The following is a 19,668-nucleotide window of genomic DNA, read 5'->3' on the forward strand; positions in this document are numbered from 1 at the left end:
CCGGGACGAGCAGCAATGAAGCCAGGACCTATCCCGACGACACGCGTTCCTTGCGCCAATACGCCTCGATACAACATCCTTGCAGGAAACGTTGTTTTCACCATATCGGAAGTGTATACGACGAGTGATCCCAGAACAAGATGAGTGTTGATCCTAGGAGTGAGACTCCTATGGTTCCGCAAGAAGGCGGATACAAGAGAGAGAGGAATGATGGGACGAGAACAAGAGACCCAGCGCTTGCAAGAACTGGGAGATTTTCTGCGCACCAGGAGGGCTTGGTTGGCTCCCGAAGACGTGGGCATGCCGAGAGGAAGCAGACGGCGAGCCCCAGGACTCAGACGCGCAGAAGTCGCCCAATTGGCAGGCGTCAGCGTGGACTGGTATACCTGGTTGGAGCAGGGACGCCCAATGAACGTTTCGACGCAGGTCTTAGAAAGTCTCGTGCAGGCCTTACGCTTGAATGCCGATGAGCGAGCGCCCCTCTTCTTCTTAGCGCGCCAACAACCTCCTCCAGCGAGGGCCATGGAGCCTGAAACCGTGAGTCCGGCGTTACAGCTCTTCCTCGATCATCAAGGTCTCAGTCCAGCCTTTGTGACAGGACGACGATGGGATGTGGTGGCCTGGAACGAAGCTGCCCGCGTCGTCTTTGGCGATTATGAGCAGATGAGCGCCCACGAACGCACCTCTATCTGGCGAATGTTCACCTCACCAATGTATCGGCAACTGCTTGTCGATTGGGAAGGGCATGCGCGACGGCTCTTCGCCCAATGGCGTGCCACGTGTGGTCGCTATCCTGGTGATCCCTGGTTGACAGAGTTGATCCAAGATCTGATGATTGCCAGCCCTGAATTTCGGGCCTGGTGGCCCGATCATGAGGTGCTCAGTGCGTCAGAAGATCACAAAATATTCAAGCATCCACAAGGAGGCTCTCTCGTGTTTGAGCTTGTCACGTTTCAGGTGTTTGACGCCCCAGATCTCACAGTGACTGTATACATCCCGTTGGACGAAGCAGATACACCAGCCAAGATCTCCCAACTGCTCTCTTCGTGATCAAGCGTCTCAAGTGGGTTCTGAGCAACCTTCCACGGTCAGGAGGTCATTGATCAGCCATCCTGCACGGGTTGAGCACAGAACGTGCCACGAGACCCTGCTCAAAGCGCAGGTTCCCTCAATTTCCAGGTGCCGATCAGCGCGATCCGCCGACTTTCGCCACAGTCTCAGATAACGGATCAGGGATGTTCACCATTCGGGGCATTTCCCACAAAGAGTTCCATACCCTACCAGAATCCCTTTATGACACCTCAAACAACGGTGGCTGGAGAACCAGCATGCGGCTTTTGCGTTTACGGCGACGAGACCGAGGCGGATCACGGATGATCACAAACCATTCGACATCGCCAGGTTACCACAGCTCTCATTGTGCAGACAGGGACCGATGATCATAGAGACGCGGATAGCCGACACGGGGAAAATGGTGATCATCTGGTGCCCACTCCACTGAGTGCCGTGAGAGCCGCTCCTGGTTGGAGTCAAGCATGAGCCCATCTTGCAAGCTATCGACCTGGACAGTTTCTTCGGCCAGATTCCGCTCACCATAAAGCAAGAAGTTGCGAAATCGCGCATAACCCGCCTTGTTCAAGCGTCGGGTTTCGCACATGGCAGAGAATGCCTGCTCCCCCAGCTCTGGCTCTGGTTGCACTCCATTCATCCATTGGAGGACAGCAGCAGGACTATGGCAACCATCGTCGCGCTTTTCATGAGCGAAAGGTCGCTGGTAGTTGTCGTCACGCATCCATTTATCATGAGCGGCAAGGAAATCTTCCCTGGTTTGTGCGCTTTCAAACGACCAGTCCGCCATGCGTCTTTGCATACCAAACGCCGCTGCTCTGGAATTTTGATAGGGACGCCCTTGCTTGATTTCCCTTTTCTCGATGTCAAGGTGCTCACACGTCCAGCGCGTATCGTGGGAGGTGAAAATCGTTCCATTGTCCGAAACGAGCGCCTCTGGAAGCCCAAAGTGGCGTATGGCATCATACACAACCGCAAAGAAAGCCTCGTTCTCTTGCTTGCGAGAAATGGCCGAGGCGAGCATGGCCCTTGAGAAGTTCTCCAGCACGCTAATACAATACACCATTCCTCCGCCTAAACGATGCATATCAAGGTCACGAACGTCCACAGACCAGAACTGCTGTCTCCGTTTGGCTCTGAATGGCATAGCAGCCTTTGGTCGTGGTTTGCGCGGCACTTGGAGATGATACCGTTTCCTCTTCATCGAACGATATCGACCACACGTGCTCCGCGAGAGTTTGATGCCCATCTGCTCCGGGGCTGCACTGACCCGATACGCGCCAATGTTCGGGTTTTCCGACCGCTTTTTGATTGCTTGGATCGTTGAAATAGCCACTTTCCTGGGGTGCTTGCGTGCGTGTGATTTGTCAGGCATTCCTGCGAACTGTTCTGCGGCAAATCGCCTGAGAATGGCGTGGCTGGTCGTTCTACTCACATCGAGATACTCAGCGATTGATTGAGCGTTCCCCCCGTCTCCATGCGACCTGATAACGGTTCGCCGTCGCGTCTCCCCATCCTCGATTTCTGAAGAGCGAGGAGAGCGGCGTTCTGTGGTTGTGGGTTTGGATCCAGAGGCTCGTATGAGCTTCATTGTCGCAGGAGCAGGCTTGCGATTGAACATCATAAAACAGATCGTTGCAATCTCATGAGGATGAAAGGCCGGGTATTGAGCGTGGAGGTCTATGATTTCCTGTCGGATATCAGGAGGAAGCGAACGTTTCTCTCCTTTCGGAACTGGCGGCGGTGGCCCTGCTGGGAGTCGAGAAGCCATTCCCGCTTGGCCAAAGAGATTGGCGCGATAGGAGCTGGTGCGTGGCGAAACGCCTGTTTCCGCACCTCGCTCCTTTGGGGTCTGGCCCCACAGGACGACGGGTCTTATCACTTCGTAATTCCTCTACGCCGTATCTTTACGGAGTGGTCGGATCTGTTGCCAGCCATGGGTTGGTTCGTGACGCTCATACCGACGTTGAGGCATGGAAGATCCCTCTTCAGAGAGGCGAGATGGGTTGAACTCCCTCTGAAGAGGATAGTTCATGGTTTCTCTTGTCCAGACAAGGAACCTTTGTCCACATCCGAATTTTTCTCGCAATGGATCCTTTCCATATGGGTCAACCTGCATATCGGTCGGGGTCGAGCTCTTCTTGATTGGGTGGAAGGGCCTGACCCGAGAGGCAGAGGATTTCAGGGAATGGGCAGCACAAGCAGGGATCGTTTGGTCCCTGGACAACAGGTGAGCCAGGGAAAGCGTCTGCTGATGCATCCAACAAGCCGACGTGGCGTTCCGCAAGGAAGTGGTATTCACGGGAGTTGCGCCTTCTTTCAAACGACAGGAGGAACTGACACGGATGCTGGTGTTGTGTCTGCTTGCGCAGGGGTGGCATGAAGCGGGGCCTGTGGTTGCCCCTGTGGGTGTGGCTGCGGTGGAAGCGACCTGGCTCTGTTGGGCGGAGGAGGGGAGCCCAGGCGGATGTGTGGCGAACGAGGAGCAGGCGCTCTGCCAGGTGGTTTTCCGGGTGTGGGTCTCTCTCATTGCGGCAGAGGAGGGAGAGGTCAGGAAGAGGAAGGGGGAAGCGGACGCAGCAGAGAAGAGGTGTGTATGTGCTGGAGAGGATGAGCGTGACGAGAGGGAGGCGGTGCCGGTGCGTTGCGGATCACAGGAACAGGGGAATGTTCCCATGAGGTCGAAACCAGCAGACAGGAAGTGTGCGTGCGGCCAGGCGGATATGAGTGATGGTCAGGAAGAGCGGTGGGGCGTGTGCCTGTGCGGGTGTTGGGAGCTGCATGGGGAGTGAGAGGCGCTGTGCTGACGGGGCGCAGCGAAGGAGTGCCGTTGCCTGCTCAGCGCAGATTGAGCTGGAGAGGGGGAGCAATCCGCGCTGGGGGCGCTGCACTGGCCATCCGCTGTCTGAGGACCCTGCATGCAGGAACAGAGGGCAGCGGAGGGCTGTCTGCCCCCCGTTGCTCGGGCGGTGATGTGCGTGAGTCGCGCGAGACTTCCTCGGTTGAGCGCCCCCTTTTCTGTCGTGCGAACGTGTTCTGCGTGTGAAGGAGACGCTGTGGAAGAAGAGAGCCTCTCTTTCCTCGTTGAGAGGTGTGAGCAAGGGTCGTTTGCGACCGGAAGGCGCTGTGTAGGGTGCTTTTGCCTTCTGATCTGCGGAGCGGTTCCCAAGAGAGCGATCCGAGAGAGGAGCGAGCGAGGCTGAGCTGTTGAAGGGGAAGGTTGTTCCTGGTGTTGCGGTGTCGGAGTGCGCTTGAGTGTTGCTGTCTATCGAAGGCGATCATCCTGATATCCGGAACAGAGATGTCTAAAAGGAACATTGCCCTACTCTCTTGTAGTAAAAGGAACTTTGGCTTCTTGTCATTTTGACTTGTAGTAATCGGTACTTTGCTGTTACTGCGTAACAAGCATGTGTTCCCTGGATGGTAGTAAAGCGAAAGAAGCAAGAGCTGCCGGGGTGGGTTGTTGAATTGCTCCGGGTATTGGGTGGTACGGTGCGCTGTGCAGGGGGTTTGAGCGGGTCTGGAGCGTTCTCCGTGCACCCTGTTCAAGGCACCGTGTCTTTGTCTCTCCTTCTGGCGGGCTGTTACTCCTACTACAATATGATGGCACGGGTCGGTTGTTCCCGCGGTGCCCCCTATGTTACAAGAATTACTTTCTGAAAGTAATTCTTGTAACATAGGGGGCACCGCGGGAACAACCGACCCGTGCCATCATATTGTAGTAGGAGTAACAGCCCGCCAGAAGGAGAGACAAAGACACGGTGCCTTGAACAGGGTGCACGGAGAACGCTCCAGACCCGCTCAAACCCCCTGCACAGCGCACCGTACCACCCAATACCCGGAGCAATTCAACAACCCACCCCGGCAGCTCTTGCTTCTTTCGCTTTACTACCATCCAGGGAACACATGCTTGTTACGCAGTAACAGCAAAGTACCGATTACTACAAGTCAAAATGACAAGAAGCCAAAGTTCCTTTTACTACAAGAGAGTAGGGCAATGTTCCTTTTAGACATCTCTGTTCCGGATATCAGGATGATCGCCTTCGATAGACAGCAACACTCAAGCGCACTCCGACACCGCAACACCAGGAACAACCTTCCCCTTCAACAGCTCAGCCTCGCTCGCTCCTCTCTCGGATCGCTCTCTTGGGAACCGCTCCGCAGATCAGAAGGCAAAAGCACCCTACACAGCGCCTTCCGGTCGCAAACGACCCTTGCTCACACCTCTCAACGAGGAAAGAGAGGCTCTCTTCTTCCACAGCGTCTCCTTCACACGCAGAACACGTTCGCACGACAGAAAAGGGGGCGCTCAACCGAGGAAGTCTCGCGCGACTCACGCACATCACCGCCCGAGCAACGGGGGGCAGACAGCCCTCCGCTGCCCTCTGTTCCTGCATGCAGGGTCCTCAGACAGCGGATGGCCAGTGCAGCGCCCCCAGCGCGGATTGCTCCCCCTCTCCAGCTCAATCTGCGCTGAGCAGGCAACGGCACTCCTTCGCTGCGCCCCGTCAGCACAGCGCCTCTCACTCCCCATGCAGCTCCCAACACCCGCACAGGCACACGCCCCACCGCTCTTCCTGACCATCACTCATATCCGCCTGGCCGCACGCACACTTCCTGTCTGCTGGTTTCGACCTCATGGGAACATTCCCCTGTTCCTGTGATCCGCAACGCACCGGCACCGCCTCCCTCTCGTCACGCTCATCCTCTCCAGCACATACACACCTCTTCTCTGCTGCGTCCGCTTCCCCCTTCCTCTTCCTGACCTCTCCCTCCTCTGCCGCAATGAGAGAGACCCACACCCGGAAAACCACCTGGCAGAGCGCCTGCTCCTCGTTCGCCACACATCCGCCTGGGCTCCCCTCCTCCGCCCAACAGAGCCAGGTCGCTTCCACCGCAGCCACACCCACAGGGGCAACCACAGGCCCCGCTTCATGCCACCCCTGCGCAAGCAGACACAACACCAGCATCCGTGTCAGTTCCTCCTGTCGTTTGAAAGAAGGCGCAACTCCCGTGAATACCACTTCCTTGCGGAACGCCACGTCGGCTTGTTGGATGCATCAGCAGACGCTTTCCCTGGCTCACCTGTTGTCCAGGGACCAAACGATCCCTGCTTGTGCTGCCCATTCCCTGAAATCCTCTGCCTCTCGGGTCAGGCCCTTCCACCCAATCAAGAAGAGCTCGACCCCGACCGATATGCAGGTTGACCCATATGGAAAGGATCCATTGCGAGAAAAATTCGGATGTGGACAAAGGTTCCTTGTCTGGACAAGAGAAACCATGAACTATCCTCTTCAGAGGGAGTTCAACCCATCTCGCCTCTCTGAAGAGGGATCTTCCATGCCTCAACGTCGGTATGAGCGTCACGAACCAACCCATGGCTGGCAACAGATCCGACCACTCCGTAAAGATACGGCGTAGAGGAATTACGAAGTGATAAGACCCGTCGTCCTGTGGGGCCAGACCCCAAAGGAGCGAGGTGCGGAAACAGGCGTTTCGCCACGCACCAGCTCCTATCGCGCCAATCTCTTTGGCCAAGCGGGAATGGCTTCTCGACTCCCAGCAGGGCCACCGCCGCCAGTTCCGAAAGGAGAGAAACGTTCGCTTCCTCCTGATATCCGACAGGAAATCATAGACCTCCACGCTCAATACCCGGCCTTTCATCCTCATGAGATTGCAACGATCTGTTTTATGATGTTCAATCGCAAGCCTGCTCCTGCGACAATGAAGCTCATACGAGCCTCTGGATCCAAACCCACAACCACAGAACGCCGCTCTCCTCGCTCTTCAGAAATCGAGGATGGGGAGACGCGACGGCGAACCGTTATCAGGTCGCATGGAGACGGGGGGAACGCTCAATCAATCGCTGAGTATCTCGATGTGAGTAGAACGACCAGCCACGCCATTCTCAGGCGATTTGCCGCAGAACAGTTCGCAGGAATGCCTGACAAATCACACGCACGCAAGCACCCCAGGAAAGTGGCTATTTCAACGATCCAAGCAATCAAAAAGCGGTCGGAAAACCCGAACATTGGCGCGTATCGGGTCAGTGCAGCCCCGGAGCAGATGGGCATCAAACTCTCGCGGAGCACGTGTGGTCGATATCGTTCGATGAAGAGGAAACGGTATCATCTCCAAGTGCCGCGCAAACCACGACCAAAGGCTGCTATGCCATTCAGAGCCAAACGGAGACAGCAGTTCTGGTCTGTGGACGTTCGTGACCTTGATATGCATCGTTTAGGCGGAGGAATGGTGTATTGTATTAGCGTGCTGGAGAACTTCTCAAGGGCCATGCTCGCCTCGGCCATTTCTCGCAAGCAAGAGAACGAGGCTTTCTTTGCGGTTGTGTATGATGCCATACGCCACTTTGGGCTTCCAGAGGCGCTCGTTTCGGACAATGGAACGATTTTCACCTCCCACGATACGCGCTGGACGTGTGAGCACCTTGACATCGAGAAAAGGGAAATCAAGCAAGGGCGTCCCTATCAAAATTCCAGAGCAGCGGCGTTTGGTATGCAAAGACGCATGGCGGACTGGTCGTTTGAAAGCGCACAAACCAGGGAAGATTTCCTTGCCGCTCATGATAAATGGATGCGTGACGACAACTACCAGCGACCTTTCGCTCATGAAAAGCGCGACGATGGTTGCCATAGTCCTGCTGCTGTCCTCCAATGGATGAATGGAGTGCAACCAGAGCCAGAGCTGGGGGAGCAGGCATTCTCTGCCATGTGCGAAACCCGACGCTTGAACAAGGCGGGTTATGCGCGATTTCGCAACTTCTTGCTTTATGGTGAGCGGAATCTGGCCGAAGAAACTGTCCAGGTCGATAGCTTGCAAGATGGGCTCATGCTTGACTCCAACCAGGAGCGGCTCTCACGGCACTCAGTGGAGTGGGCACCAGATGATCACCATTTTCCCCGTGTCGGCTATCCGCGTCTCTATGATCATCGGTCCCTGTCTGCACAATGAGAGCTGTGGTAACCTGGCGATGTCGAATGGTTTGTGATCATCCGTGATCCGCCTCGGTCTCGTCGCCGTAAACGCAAAAGCCGCATGCTGGTTCTCCAGCCACCGTTGTTTGAGGTGTCATAAAGGGATTCTGGTAGGGTATGGAACTCTTTGTGGGAAATGCCCCGAATGGTGAACATCCCTGATCCGTTATCTGAGACTGTGGCGAAAGTCGGCGGATCGCGCTGATCGGCACCTGGAAATTGAGGGAACCTGCGCTTTGAGCAGGGTCTCGTGGCACGTTCTGTGCTCAACCCGTGCAGGATGGCTGATCAATGACCTCCTGACCGTGGAAGGTTGCTCAGAACCCACTTGAGACGCTTGATCACGAAGAGAGCAGTTGGGAGATCTTGGCTGGTGTATCTGCTTCGTCCAACGGGATGTATACAGTCACTGTGAGATCTGGGGCGTCAAACACCTGAAACGTGACAAGCTCAAACACGAGAGAGCCTCCTTGTGGATGCTTGAATATTTTGTGATCTTCTGACGCACTGAGCACCTCATGATCGGGCCACCAGGCCCGAAATTCAGGGCTGGCAATCATCAGATCTTGGATCAACTCTGTCAACCAGGGATCACCAGGATAGCGACCACACGTGGCACGCCATTGGGCGAAGAGCCGTCGCGCATGCCCTTCCCAATCGACAAGCAGTTGCCGATACATTGGTGAGGTGAACATTCGCCAGATAGAGGTGCGTTCGTGGGCGCTCATCTGCTCATAATCGCCAAAGACGACGCGGGCAGCTTCGTTCCAGGCCACCACATCCCATCGTCGTCCTGTCACAAAGGCTGGACTGAGACCTTGATGATCGAGGAAGAGCTGTAACGCCGGACTCACGGTTTCAGGCTCCATGGCCCTCGCTGGAGGAGGTTGTTGGCGCGCTAAGAAGAAGAGGGGCGCTCGCTCATCGGCATTCAAGCGTAAGGCCTGCACGAGACTTTCTAAGACCTGCGTCGAAACGTTCATTGGGCGTCCCTGCTCCAACCAGGTATACCAGTCCACGCTGACGCCTGCCAATTGGGCGACTTCTGCGCGTCTGAGTCCTGGGGCTCGCCGTCTGCTTCCTCTCGGCATGCCCACGTCTTCGGGAGCCAACCAAGCCCTCCTGGTGCGCAGAAAATCTCCCAGTTCTTGCAAGCGCTGGGTCTCTTGTTCTCGTCCCATCATTCCTCTCTCTCTTGTATCCGCCTTCTTGCGGAACCATAGGAGTCTCACTCCTAGGATCAACACTCATCTTGTTCTGGGATCACTCGTCGTATACACTTCCGATATGGTGAAAACAACGTTTCCTGCAAGGATGTTGTATCGAGGCGTATTGGCGCAAGGAACGCGTGTCGTCGGGATAGGTCCTGGCTTCATTGCTGCTCGTCCCGGCGCATGCGCCGTTTGAACACACGACCAGTCATAGGGTATCGCTTGACGTGATGCGTGTGGCCACACAACCCAAGCCGTACCCCTACGTTTCTTGATGGAGGATTTTCCTATGAGAGTTTTCGTTACTGGCGCCACTGGTTATATCGGCTCGGCCGTCGTCCGTGAGCTTTTAGCTGCCGGGCACCAGGTCCTCGGTCTCGCTCGCTCAGACGCAAGTGCTGCGTCGCTTGCCGCTATCGGTGCAGATGTGCACCGAGGGGCGCTTGATGATCTGGACAGTCTACGAAGCGGAGCCGCGGCATCCGACGGCGTCATCCACCTCGCATATATGCACGACTTCTCCGACTACGTGGCTGCCGGGCAAATAGATCTGCGGGCAGTCGAGACCATCGGAGCTGCACTGCAGGGCTCCGACAAGCCGTTCGTGATCACCTCGGGAACATTGATGCTCACCTTCTTTCTCCCGCAGGGGCAGCTCGGGACGGAGAAGGACGTGGCCGACGCCGGGTCAACCGCACCCCGTATCGCATCGGAGAACGCGGCAATCGCGTTGGCCAAGCGCGGCGTGCGCACGTCAATCGTGCGACTTGCACCGACGGTCCATGGCGAGGGCGACCACGGGTTTGTCCCGACCCTCATCAGCCTTGCTCGTACCAAAGGCATATCGGCGTACCCAGGCGACGGCTCGAATCGTTGGCCCGCTGTGCACCGGCTTGATGCCGCACATCTGTTCCGATTAGCGCTAGAGAAGGCCCCAGCGGGATCAGTGCTGCACGCAGTTGCCGACGAAGGGATACCAGTACGCGCCATTGCCAGCGTCATTGGTCGCCGCCTCAATGTTCCGGTCGTCTCCCTGCCTCTCGAGGAGGCCAGCGCACACTTCGGCTTCCTCGGGCACTTCTTTTCACAAGACAACCCAGCCTCGAGCACACTGACCCAACAATGGGTGGGGTGGCATCCTGTACAACCTGCTCTCCTGGCGGATCTCGACGGCGATTACTACTTCACGAACGAGCCATGCTCAACATCGCGTTGACCGTTTCACACACGGAATTGCTCAAGAAACTCTTTGTTCTTTTCCATGTCCGTGCTGCCGGGCCACGGAAAACCCCGGCTCCCTCTTCCCTCCTCCCCCTCTTCTCCAGTCACTTTTTTCTCGCAATGGATCCTTTCCATATGGGTCATCCTGCATATCGGTCGGGGTCCTCCCCCTCCAAACCCAGGTCAAAGCAGAGATGCGAGGGGTCAGACGCAAGGAAGCGAATACGCTCGTGCGCTTCGAGCCGCGTTTCACAACAGCGATCACCCTCAATACCCCCTGCCGTCGCAACAGAATTGGTCGTAGAAGGATGGCCCTATCCCAAAACGTTTCAATCCTCAACAACCTCACTGAGCCCTTGCCACGTGGCAGAGGCAGCGCGGCCGCGCACATCTCGACATGTTTCAATCCTCAACGTCTTCACTGAGCCCTTGCAACCCTGGTTCTGCTGAGAGCGCCTGGCACGCCACTGCCAAATCCCCTCTGCGCGAACCTCCCCTGAGCCTCCCCTCTTTTTCCACACGAACCTGACACAGCAGATCCTTTCTCCCGGCTGATGAAGCCCCTTCCCCCTGTTGCGCTTTTCTGCGCGAACCTCGTGCTTCCATGCTCAGCGCAGTCGATTCGCGCAAAAGCAGGCATCCGTTTGCAACAACGATGCCTGCTCAAGGAGCATCCCGCACGCAAGGGAAACAGGAGGGAGACACGTAATCGGACAAGTACACCAAGCACTTTCTTTCCCTCCCCGGCATCCCTCTGAGCACCTCTCCGGTCTGAGGACCACGCACAGACAACGCAGCTCATCCTGCTCGACCTGGCCGGCCCTGGCTCGCCTGAAGATGCACCACACCCTCACACAGAGCCCGCAAAGCTAGATCCGCTCTTCTGTGAAGAGTGCAGCGGCCCAAAGAGACTCTAGGGCCACTGGTCTGAGGAGTCTCGCCTCGCTAACTTCTTTCTGCCAGACCTCCTTTCTCTTCCAGATTCTGCTCTCCCTCATCTCAAGGAGAGACTCCTTCAGGATTATCGGTTATAACCTCTGTACTCTTATTCTGCAATCTCGCGTATACACTGCGATAGCAAACAGGTTTCATGCCCCTCTGCTTGACGTCAAGCAGAGGACTTTTTGGAGAAAGGCTTTGAATATCTCTTCCTTCTTCCGTTTTAGGCAGTATTGTTGAGGGAGGAAGTACTGTGAAAGCAATGAGATAGTACATAATGGGATATGTCAGCTTAGCAAGCACCTTTTTCTAATAAAACTCTGTAGCATTACTATCTCATTCAAAGATAAGTAAGTACATAATCATTACGAAAGTACTTATCCTATTTTCACAGCTATTCCTATACGTTATTATTTCACAAGCGTCACATGTTGTTACTGATCGGAGAGGTAGCGGGGAAAACTCTCCCCAGTCTTTTTTTTTACTCTTCTCAACTTCCTGGCAAGCAAGCCCAATTTTTTTACCTCCGTGAGGGTTCAGCTCTTCTTCGAATACAGGAAAAATCGTCTTTGAGGAAAAAAGAAGCTACAGATGTTGCCGCATCTGTAGCGTCCCGTTGTCCGGGGAGCTTGCGTTAGAAGTGCTGCTCCCCTCGTTTAGTACAAAGGAGGTGGCATATGGATGACCACCACATGTATAACGACATTCTATACCAGTTTGATACCTCTTCTTCTACAGATAGGAGAAACAGTTCCCTTTCTCCTCAAAAAAAACAGAGGAAATCCGCGTCTTCGCGCAAACCGAAAAAAGTACCCCCAACACCTAAAAAGAATTTTAACAGCGAAGCGTTTATGCGCTGCCTTTTAGGAGGGGGGGCTCTTGCCATCGCCATCTTGCTTCTCTCTGTCTTTATGCTCACGCGTGAACCGATTCTCCTCCAGTCAACAACGATCTCTAGCATCATTCTTGGTAGCGTCTTCGGCTATTACTTCTCTGTTCGAAGGAGAAAGAGTCGCCGCCACACCAGAAAAATTTGGCCTTGGCCATAGAGGTTAAACCATGTTGCTCCTCTTTAGCTCCAACCAGCGGCGCTAAAGAGGCAACATCATCCCACAAGCCTTTCTTTCCATTCCACTTCTCCGATCCAGCAGACTCTTCGCGTCTCTTCTCAAAGAGACACCCATTCCTGCCTGGTAATAAAACGAGCAGCTCTCTGCACATTACCAGAGGCTGCCTCTACCCGATTCGCGATGCACACTGCTTCTCTTCTTACTCTGCAAGGACGCTCGTCCAACAAGCTTCACCAATCCCTTCTTCAACACTTCAGCAATCAGCACAAAAAGCTGTTCCACTCCTATGTGTCCCTGCTTGGGTCACTCCCTCTCTCCTCCCTCTGCTGGCTCGCTCCCGCCTTTTCCTCCTCTGCTTTTACTGCACCAACTATCTCACCCACGTTCCGCTTTTGCGAAACCGCAACCCTCCCCCCTCTCTCCCGGTTCCGTCCCACCCTCCTCCGATGATCCCGCTTCCAGCCACCAGCTTCTGAAAGCGCTTTTTGTCCATCACCTCCTCTTGAAAGCGCATGCCAGCACCCTCTCATCTCATGCCACGCGGAAGCAAACTTTCCGCGCAAGCGGATGAAGAGAGCCCCCCGTCACGCACGACCGCAACCTGCGATGACGTCTCCTCCTCGTCATCTGCGTTGGCACCAACCTGCTCCCCAGAGGATGAAAGATATGCTTCCACAGCATCCTGATCCCTCTCTCGCAACGGAAACATATGCCCTATCGCACGCTCCCCCACAAGATGCAACACCCCCCCCTCTTTCCACCAAACCCGGACCTGCTGCTCCATTCCCGGGACAGGTACCTGCTCCGGCTTTGTTCCGATTTTTGGCATCCTCAACAGGCCGGGCAGACGGACCCCGCTTTCCGCTTCGGAGGAACCTGCGGGAGGGAAGCCGTGTCTGAGCATGGAGCCCAGCACCACAACACCAATGCGCTCGCGAACTCAACGACGCCGCAAAGACGAGTGGTGGGGGACACGCTCCAAACCACCACACCCCTCATCCTCCACCGGCTCCACCTCCCAGACACAACCGCGACGGCGTGCCTGCTTGGGTCACTCCCTCTCTCCTCCCTCTGCTGGCTCGCTCCCGCCTTTTCCTTCTCTGCTTTTACTGCACCAACAATCTCACCCACGTTCCGCTTTTGCGAAACCGCAACCCTCCCCCCTCTTTCCCGGCTCGTTCCCTCCCTTTTCCCGCTTTCCCTCTCTTGTCTCCTGCCATCCCTCCCACTTCCCGCTTTTGTGAAACCGCAACCCTCCCTCCTCTTTCCCGTTCCCCTTCCCCCCCTCGATGATCTTCCCGCTCCCTCTGCCTCCTCTCAAGACGCCCCACACATACTGCTGCTGAAGAAACGTCCACTGCTTCCACTTTGTGCCCTCATCCTTGCCATCCTCCCCGGGCCAACGCGCCTGGCCGCTGATCTGGGAGAGTGCTCCTGAGATTCCAGTAAGCTCGTGCGCACCTGGATTCGCCAACACAACCGGCAGGTCAAACCCTCAGGCACTCCTGTGCGCATTCTGCCGTTGTTTCTGCCCATCCAAAGTCCCTGCCTCAATCCCATTGCACCCAGGTGGAGCCATGGCAAGCGGGCCGTGATAGGACTCAACGACATACGCTCGGTCAGGCAACTGGAGGAGCAGATCTACACCTCCTATTACTGTCGGCTAACGCTCATTTCTCTCTCCCGGAAAAGGTCCCTTAAGAAGGCAAGCACTCATCCCTCTTTCCCGTTCCCGTCCCATCCCCCTCGATGTTCCCGCTCCCAAATAGACATGGCACCTCCCAACACCCCTCACACGAAGCTGCTGCTGAAACGCTTGCTGCTTCCACCTGCTGCTGTCGCCCTTGCCATCAACACATTCGCCACGCTCCCCGGCTCAATGACGCTTGCTGCTTCCGCTCCCACCGATACCCGTACCACCAATGACAAGATCATTCGCCTGCGCTCCTCAGTGCAGGGCCTGCTCCCACCCATCACGGTCCGGGTTCCCACCTTCAACACAACGCAGAAACTGGTACACTTGCATAACATGCTTATACTCATGCCAATATGAGGAATAGCTTGTATTCAACACTTTCAGACGAGAAGAAACAATGGTGTCCTCGTGTCTGAATCTGCATGGCGGTATACGACGAAAGCTCGCTGGCTTCAGCAACGCGCCATCTGCTCCGCCTGCATCCCAACTGGTCGCTGCTGCGGTCGGCTGCTTCCCCAGCATGGTCTCAACGTGGCGCAATCGCTTCGCTCACCCTCCCCCCGATGTCCTTTCGGGGCGCTGCTCGCGTCCTCACTCCCCCCCGGCAACCTCGTCGCTTACGCTGCTCTCAGCGGGGGCGCCGTCGGCTCCTGCAACTGCGTGAACAACCACCAGGCGGCTTGCAACGGGTACCTGGCCCCCATACCTTGCTCTTCGCGCGAAGCACCGTGACCCTGAACTGGCGGGCGGGCCGGTCCTTGTTCCAGCCACATTGATCTCTCGCATCTTGCGCGAAGAGGGGGTGTTCATCGCACCTGAGCAGCCTCTGAGGCTGCCCAGGCCCCACCACACGCCGTTGGAGGACGTGCAGATCGATACGCAAGGATGCTGGTCTCTCCTCATCGGACGCCGATGAGAAGCGGACACATGCGGTCGAAATGCTCAATGCACGTCAATATGAGCCTCTCGCTGCCGCTCAAAGCAGGATGCCCAACAATGCTCATCCGGCATTCCTCCTTCCATGCGGTAATGATCCTCTTGCAGCGCTCCGGCTAGCCCCGCATGCTCACCTATAATTGAGATCCTCAGTGGGTCGGCTCAGCCTGTTTGTCCGGGATGTTCCCTCCATCTTGTCCCGCTTTCTGCCCTGTCTCAATGAAGGAGAGAGCGACAAGTTCATATTGATCATACTCAAGACAAGAATGGGTTTTATAAGGACTGGCACACGCCACGAGCCAGATACCGTTCTGTCTGCTTGCTGATGGCTTCTTCCTCCTGCCTTTCGCCCCACCATACACGCGTCTCTGGGCCATGCTCTTTGGCGACTCCTCCTTTTGCATCTCTCCCCTGCTCCCTCTTTTCGCTGCGCTGCCCGTTTTCCTCTCTCTCCTCACGCCTCTTTTTCTGCCCCCGCTTAAGCAGGAGAGTGTGCTTTCTTTCAAAGCATAACGTCTCTTTCCTCTTCCTTCTTTACAAAAATCTCCTATTTTTTTTACTTCTATTAGCGTATGCTTAAAATAATGAATATGCTTCTGCTGAAAAAAGGGCAGCAGAGCGACAAAAGGAGGCTTTGGTATTGAACAATCATCATCTCTCTCAAGGTGAGGGGCTGAGAGAAGAACATGACCTCCAAGGGCAGGTCTCTGCCTTGTGTCCTGTATCTTCTGGTGCTTCTTCATTTCCTATCAAACTAACAAATAGCTCTCGCCGTTATGGGAACAAATGGGCGCTGAGGGATATCTCACTCACCATCGAACCAGGAATTTTTGGTCTGCTTGGTCGCAATGGAGCAGGCAAAACGACCTTGCTGAGTATCCTCGCGACCTTGCTGAAACCAACCTCTGGCACAGTGACCATAGGTCCCTACGATAGCCATCGCCAGCGCTGGCAGATCCGCTCACTGCTTGGCTTCCTCCCCCAGAAACAAGGATTTTATCCGCAATTGACTGTACGTGAAACGCTGCGCTATATGGCCGAACTTCAAGGACTTACACGCATTTCAGCCTCGGTTGATGAGGCTCTTGAAGCAGTTCATCTGGTCGATCGTGCCCGTACCCGGGTTCGCTCACTCAGTGGGGGTATGCGCCGTCGTCTTGGCCTGGCAGTTGCTTTGCTCGGTCAGCCAAAAGCACTCATTATTGATGAACCGACGACAGGTCTCGATCCTGTGGAGCAACAGCGCTTCCGCATGCTCCTCGGGACCCTGGGAGCCCAGCGGGGCAGACTATCATCCTTTCAACACACATTGTCGGTGATGTCGCAACTGGTGCCAACCAGTTAGCTGTGCTAGAAAAAGGACAGATCCGCTTCCAAGGAACCGTAAGCGAGCTGACGCAGCAGGTACAAGGAAAATGCTGGCTCTGGCGTACTACACTTGAACAGGTCCAGGCCCTGCGACAAAAAGACACAAACCTTGTCGCCTCACTCTCTCCCGTCACGGATGGCAACACTGATGAAGTGCTTGCCCGCGTCACTGGCCCTCAACCCTCACCGGCTGCAACACCTGTAGACCCAACTCTCGACGATGGCTATTTCGCACTGAGAGGAGCAACCGCTTTCCATGAAGAACAGCATTTCTCTTCGCGTTGAACGTCCAGGCCACCTGCATGGCACTCTCCTCCAGCTCAGAAATCTCTTCTCTGTCTGCCACTACGAGTTATGCTTGCAACGACGTTCCCCTGCCAGTTGGCTCTGCATGCTCATCTGTTGCCTCGCTATGGGCCTGGCTTTCTGGTATGTTAGCAACAGACTCGTCCCTGACTATTATCAAGGTGTTGTTGAGCAAGGAACGCTGGCCCTCAACATCCTGCTCTTTCTGCCTCCGTTTCTGTGCTTGTCGCTCTTTCACCGAGATCGGCAACGAAAGGTCACGGCACAGCTCTGGACCCACCCATTCGCCCCGTCGATCTCTGTTGTGGGCAAATGGCTAGCTCTCTCCATCGTTGCCTGCCTGATCAGTTGGCTGATGCTGCTGGTAGGCGGGCTCACCCTTTGTCTAACCCTCAAGCTCGTGCTGCCGCTTGATCCGTGGTTACTGCTCGCAGCTCTCTATCCAGTGCGTATTCTCCTGGTTACCGCTGCCACGGTGCTTGGTCTCTGCCTTGTCCCCTTCCCCTTGCCAGGTGGACTGCTGGTTTCTGGCCTGGTCGTCTATCATGTGTTCTTTTCTCAATATTCGATGTTTGACCCGCTGAACCTGAGTGCCTTCACCCTCTACTTCAGTGCCAGTATCGGTACCGGGCCCGAGGGGATCCTGTTACTCGCTCAAAGTGCCCTGCTCGGGGGGCTCGCTCTGATAGCAGTAGCGCTCGCAATACTCTGTTTCCCCTTGCGGGAGCCCGCGGTCTGGGCAAATCTAACAGATCGCCTGATCCCGCTGATCGGGCTGGGACTCTGTATTGCAGTAGTCATGCCGAGTTTCCTGTCCTTACAGCAGGCACGTGCTACATATCAAAGCCTCGGCCAAAATCCCGTTCGCCCCATTGCTGCTCATGCCTCCCAGTTTCAGATTTCGGTCATAATTGATCCGGGAACGGGCTAGCTGGATGCTACCAGCACCTTTACTGTAACGCCAGCAAAGGAAGGACTGACCTCATTTCCTTTGACCCTCAATCGCGGGCTTTCACTTCTGAGCCTTCGCAGTGAAAGCGGCAATCTGCCCTTTCGCACTGAGCAGGGCTGGACGCAGGTCGATCTTTCTCTCACACCCGCAGCACATGGGCAGCCAGTGACACTGACCCTGCACTATCAGGGTTCCTTGCTCTCTGGACGCAATGCGTATAGCAAGGTCAATGGCGGACGCTTTATGAATCCAATAGAGCCCCCTGCGTTCATGAGCTATGCCGGGCAAGAAGTAGCGTTTTTGCAGGGCTTTGGCTCGACCTGGTATCCCTTGCTCTGGACTCAGGAAGCCGTGCAACAGGGTTTTCGTCTCCCCATCGATAGGTTGCAGGTGCGCTTTCCAGCCTCCTATCAGGTCTGGAGTTCTACCGGAACGGTACAGCGTTCGGCGGATGGACAATGGATCGATGTTTTGCACAAAACGAGAACAAGTCTTCCAGAAGCAGCTAGTGCAGCACTGGCAAACCCACAACACCACTCATTTGATCAGGCAACCCTCTTCTATCGCGCCTCCTCCTTCCTCCCCCAAAAAGAGCAGGCATATACATTACAGGTCCAACAACTGCTCGCGCTGCATCACTGGCTGGCCCCCGCCCAACAACAAAAACAGCAGTGGAAGCTGGTCGTTGTTCCCTTTCTGCAAACACCCGCGATTGGCGCAGGACTGCCCTTTCTTCCTGAAACATCCTCACTCTCCTATTATGGTTCCTACTCACAAGAGAGGCAGTATGATCAGGCCGCAAGCAAGGTAGCAATGGGCTGGTGGAATACGATGTTGCAGCAGACAAAACCCTATTCCGCCACAAAAGAGACAAAATACATTCAGAATCCGGAACCCGCTTTTTCCATCGCCGACAGTTCGCGGTTGAATACTCTGTTGTCAGCATACAGTGCGGCAGTCACCACCGATCGCCTGGTTGGAAAAGCCTATCTGTCAAAAACTATGCATGTTTGTCAACGGCTTCATGACAATACACTGCCAGGTTTCGCCAGGACCAAAGACCCAAAACTCGATCAAATCTTGCATCAAGAGATGCTTCGTCTGGGCACAGCCTGTGACTCGGGGGGACTCTATCTCTATCACATTCAGCAGGAGATCGGGCAGGGAACGCTTACCCACTTCCTTCAGAACCAGGCTCAGCACTCACAAGGGGACACCACCCTGCATTTTCTTCAGCAGCGTGGCGTGACCAACTTGTAGGACGTGACCTCACAAAGGAGGCTGGCCCCTATATTTGCTCGGGAAGCATGGCAACAAAACAGAGTACAGATCCCCTGCAATGTATCAGAAACGAAGGCGAGGTACAACAATGATCCCGCAATCTCCCTGCCCGCTAACACTCAAACGCCTCTTGGGCTTTCGGGTGCTTCTCTATGAGCTGCGCTGGTCACTGGGATGGTGCTGGGGACTGCCAATCCTTCTGATCTGCGGCTCGCCCTCGCCCATATCACCTATCTTCCAACACTCATAAGTAACGATGAGTCTCTGACTGCTGAACAGCTTACACGTCTTGTACAACAGGATCCGGGCCCCGATTATATCACAGCGCTTAGAGGAGACTTTGAACATTTTCTCCCGCTCATCGCGCTCTTTCTATCGCTTGGCTTGTTGGCACGAAAGTGGCAACAAGGAACACTAACACAACTAGCACTCCGCCGCCCCTCATTGGTGGTAGCATTTGGACGGCTGTGTATAGTGCTCCTTTATCTAGTAATCCTCACGCTGATTGCCACATGGAATGCCTATGCACTTCTCCGTAAACCGCCTTCAGAGGTGACCTTAACATATGAATGCAACATACAGCTGCGCATACTGCATATAGAATAGTATACATCTTTGTGGCAAGTAG

At 55.3% G+C, this 19,668-nt stretch carries 19 protein-coding genes; 11 read left to right on the top strand and 8 right to left on the bottom strand.

Annotated features, from left to right (window positions below):
* Positions 1–207 precede the first annotated feature (207 nt).
* On the top strand, positions 208–1,050 hold the full coding sequence (locus KTH_RS10075; RefSeq protein WP_497618330.1) for a helix-turn-helix transcriptional regulator: 843 nt from the start codon (positions 208–210) through the stop codon (positions 1,048–1,050).
* A gap of 364 nt (positions 1,051–1,414) precedes the next feature.
* On the opposite strand, the gene KTH_RS10080 is transcribed toward KTH_RS10075, so the two are convergent.
* On the bottom strand, positions 1,415–2,950 hold the full coding sequence (locus KTH_RS10080; protein WP_497618331.1) for a DDE-type integrase/transposase/recombinase: 1,536 nt from the start codon (positions 2,948–2,950) through the stop codon (positions 1,415–1,417).
* A gap of 391 nt (positions 2,951–3,341) precedes the next feature.
* Here KTH_RS10080 and KTH_RS10085 point away from each other — a divergent pair, with 391 nt between their 5' ends.
* The gene (locus KTH_RS10085) at positions 3,342–3,860 is read left to right on the top strand and encodes a hypothetical protein (RefSeq protein WP_497618332.1); all 519 of its coding nucleotides are present in this window, start codon (positions 3,342–3,344) and stop codon (positions 3,858–3,860) included.
* Between the two features lie 1,731 nt (positions 3,861–5,591).
* Here KTH_RS10085 and KTH_RS10090 read toward each other — a convergent pair.
* Positions 5,592–6,110 carry a hypothetical protein gene (locus KTH_RS10090; protein WP_497618332.1) on the bottom strand — a complete coding sequence of 173 codons (519 nt, stop codon included), beginning with the start codon at positions 6,108–6,110 and terminating at the stop codon, positions 5,592–5,594.
* A gap of 391 nt (positions 6,111–6,501) precedes the next feature.
* On the opposite strand from KTH_RS10090, the gene KTH_RS10095 reads away from it, so the two are divergent.
* Positions 6,502–8,037 carry a DDE-type integrase/transposase/recombinase gene (locus KTH_RS10095; protein WP_497618331.1) on the top strand — a complete coding sequence of 512 codons (1,536 nt, stop codon included), beginning with the start codon at positions 6,502–6,504 and terminating at the stop codon, positions 8,035–8,037.
* A gap of 364 nt (positions 8,038–8,401) precedes the next feature.
* Here KTH_RS10095 and KTH_RS10100 read toward each other — a convergent pair whose 3' ends face one another.
* Positions 8,402–9,244 (bottom strand): helix-turn-helix transcriptional regulator, encoded by an 843-nt coding sequence (locus KTH_RS10100; protein ID WP_497618330.1) that lies wholly within the window; start codon positions 9,242–9,244, stop codon positions 8,402–8,404.
* 316 nt (positions 9,245–9,560) lie between these two features.
* On the opposite strand from KTH_RS10100, the gene KTH_RS10105 reads away from it, so the two are divergent.
* On the top strand, positions 9,561–10,487 hold the full coding sequence (locus tag KTH_RS10105; RefSeq protein ID WP_497618329.1) for an SDR family oxidoreductase: 927 nt from the start codon (positions 9,561–9,563) through the stop codon (positions 10,485–10,487).
* Positions 10,488–12,108: 1,621 nt separating this feature from the next.
* Positions 12,109–12,480, top strand: coding sequence for a hypothetical protein (locus KTH_RS10110; RefSeq protein ID WP_137686066.1), 372 nt, complete (start codon positions 12,109–12,111; stop codon positions 12,478–12,480).
* A gap of 171 nt (positions 12,481–12,651) precedes the next feature.
* Here KTH_RS10110 and KTH_RS10115 read toward each other — a convergent pair whose 3' ends face one another.
* The 4 genes from KTH_RS10115 to KTH_RS10130 form a co-directional block, all read right to left on the bottom strand.
* The gene (locus tag KTH_RS10115; protein ID WP_497618326.1) at positions 12,652–12,783 is read right to left on the bottom strand and encodes a hypothetical protein; all 132 of its coding nucleotides are present in this window, start codon (positions 12,781–12,783) and stop codon (positions 12,652–12,654) included.
* An 88-nt stretch (positions 12,784–12,871) separates the two neighbouring features.
* The gene (locus KTH_RS10120; RefSeq protein WP_497618324.1) at positions 12,872–13,015 is read right to left on the bottom strand and encodes a hypothetical protein; all 144 of its coding nucleotides are present in this window, start codon (positions 13,013–13,015) and stop codon (positions 12,872–12,874) included.
* Between the two features lie 12 nt (positions 13,016–13,027).
* Complete coding sequence (locus KTH_RS10125) at positions 13,028–13,330, bottom strand: hypothetical protein (RefSeq protein ID WP_111326964.1); 303 nt, start codon at positions 13,328–13,330, stop codon at positions 13,028–13,030.
* A gap of 294 nt (positions 13,331–13,624) precedes the next feature.
* Positions 13,625–13,978 (bottom strand): hypothetical protein, encoded by a 354-nt coding sequence (locus KTH_RS10130; RefSeq protein WP_137686068.1) that lies wholly within the window; start codon positions 13,976–13,978, stop codon positions 13,625–13,627.
* Between the two features lie 294 nt (positions 13,979–14,272).
* Here KTH_RS10130 and KTH_RS10135 point away from each other — a divergent pair, with 294 nt between their 5' ends.
* Together KTH_RS10135 and KTH_RS10140 are read left to right on the top strand one after the other, a co-directional pair.
* A complete protein-coding gene (locus KTH_RS10135; protein WP_497618333.1) occupies positions 14,273–14,554 on the top strand; it encodes a hypothetical protein in 282 nt (93 codons plus the stop codon).
* A 65-nt stretch (positions 14,555–14,619) separates the two neighbouring features.
* Complete coding sequence (locus tag KTH_RS10140) at positions 14,620–14,973, top strand: hypothetical protein (protein ID WP_497618334.1); 354 nt, start codon at positions 14,620–14,622, stop codon at positions 14,971–14,973.
* A 309-nt stretch (positions 14,974–15,282) separates the two neighbouring features.
* On the opposite strand, the gene KTH_RS10145 is transcribed toward KTH_RS10140, so the two are convergent.
* Positions 15,283–15,876 (bottom strand): hypothetical protein, encoded by a 594-nt coding sequence (locus KTH_RS10145; protein ID WP_497618335.1) that lies wholly within the window; start codon positions 15,874–15,876, stop codon positions 15,283–15,285.
* On the opposite strand from KTH_RS10145, the gene KTH_RS10150 reads away from it, so the two are divergent.
* The 4 genes from KTH_RS10150 to KTH_RS10165 are packed head-to-tail and all read left to right on the top strand — an operon-like array spanning position 15,846 to position 19,019.
* Positions 15,846–16,478, top strand: coding sequence for an ABC transporter ATP-binding protein (locus KTH_RS10150; protein WP_497618336.1), 633 nt, complete (start codon positions 15,846–15,848; stop codon positions 16,476–16,478). The two genes, KTH_RS10145 and KTH_RS10150, sit on opposite strands and share 31 nt — an antisense overlap.
* Before the next feature lie 2 nt (positions 16,479–16,480).
* Entirely contained in the window at positions 16,481–16,786 is a 306-nt protein-coding gene (locus tag KTH_RS10155; protein WP_497618337.1) for a hypothetical protein, read from the top strand.
* Positions 16,758–17,738, top strand: coding sequence for a hypothetical protein (locus KTH_RS10160; protein WP_497618338.1), 981 nt, complete (start codon positions 16,758–16,760; stop codon positions 17,736–17,738). The genes KTH_RS10155 and KTH_RS10160 overlap by 29 nt, the downstream gene beginning before the upstream one ends.
* A gap of 60 nt (positions 17,739–17,798) precedes the next feature.
* The gene (locus KTH_RS10165; protein ID WP_497618339.1) at positions 17,799–19,019 is read left to right on the top strand and encodes a hypothetical protein; all 1,221 of its coding nucleotides are present in this window, start codon (positions 17,799–17,801) and stop codon (positions 19,017–19,019) included.
* Positions 19,020–19,668: the final 649 nt, after the last annotated feature.

Source organism: Thermosporothrix sp. COM3, assembly GCF_059696735.1.

Bases quoted from the DNA above. Each gene is read 5' to 3' on its own strand.
- KTH_RS10120 (WP_497618324.1), bottom strand. From the start codon at position 13,015: ATGCGCTTTCAAGAGGAGGTGATGGACAAAAAGCGCTTTCAGAAGCTG.
- KTH_RS10135 (WP_497618333.1), top strand. From the start codon at position 14,273: ATGGCACCTCCCAACACCCCTCACACGAAGCTGCTGCTGAAACGCTTG.
- KTH_RS10105 (WP_497618329.1), top strand. From the start codon at position 9,561: ATGAGAGTTTTCGTTACTGGCGCCACTGGTTATATCGGCTCGGCCGTC.
- KTH_RS10100 (WP_497618330.1), bottom strand. From the start codon at position 9,244: ATGATGGGACGAGAACAAGAGACCCAGCGCTTGCAAGAACTGGGAGAT.
- KTH_RS10110 (WP_137686066.1), top strand. From the start codon at position 12,109: ATGGATGACCACCACATGTATAACGACATTCTATACCAGTTTGATACC.
- KTH_RS10145 (WP_497618335.1), bottom strand. From the start codon at position 15,876: ATGAAGAAGCACCAGAAGATACAGGACACAAGGCAGAGACCTGCCCTT.
- KTH_RS10125 (WP_111326964.1), bottom strand. From the start codon at position 13,330: ATGCCAAAAATCGGAACAAAGCCGGAGCAGGTACCTGTCCCGGGAATG.
- KTH_RS10140 (WP_497618334.1), top strand. From the start codon at position 14,620: ATGGCGGTATACGACGAAAGCTCGCTGGCTTCAGCAACGCGCCATCTG.
- KTH_RS10160 (WP_497618338.1), top strand. From the start codon at position 16,758: ATGAAGAACAGCATTTCTCTTCGCGTTGAACGTCCAGGCCACCTGCAT.
- KTH_RS10075 (WP_497618330.1), top strand. From the start codon at position 208: ATGATGGGACGAGAACAAGAGACCCAGCGCTTGCAAGAACTGGGAGAT.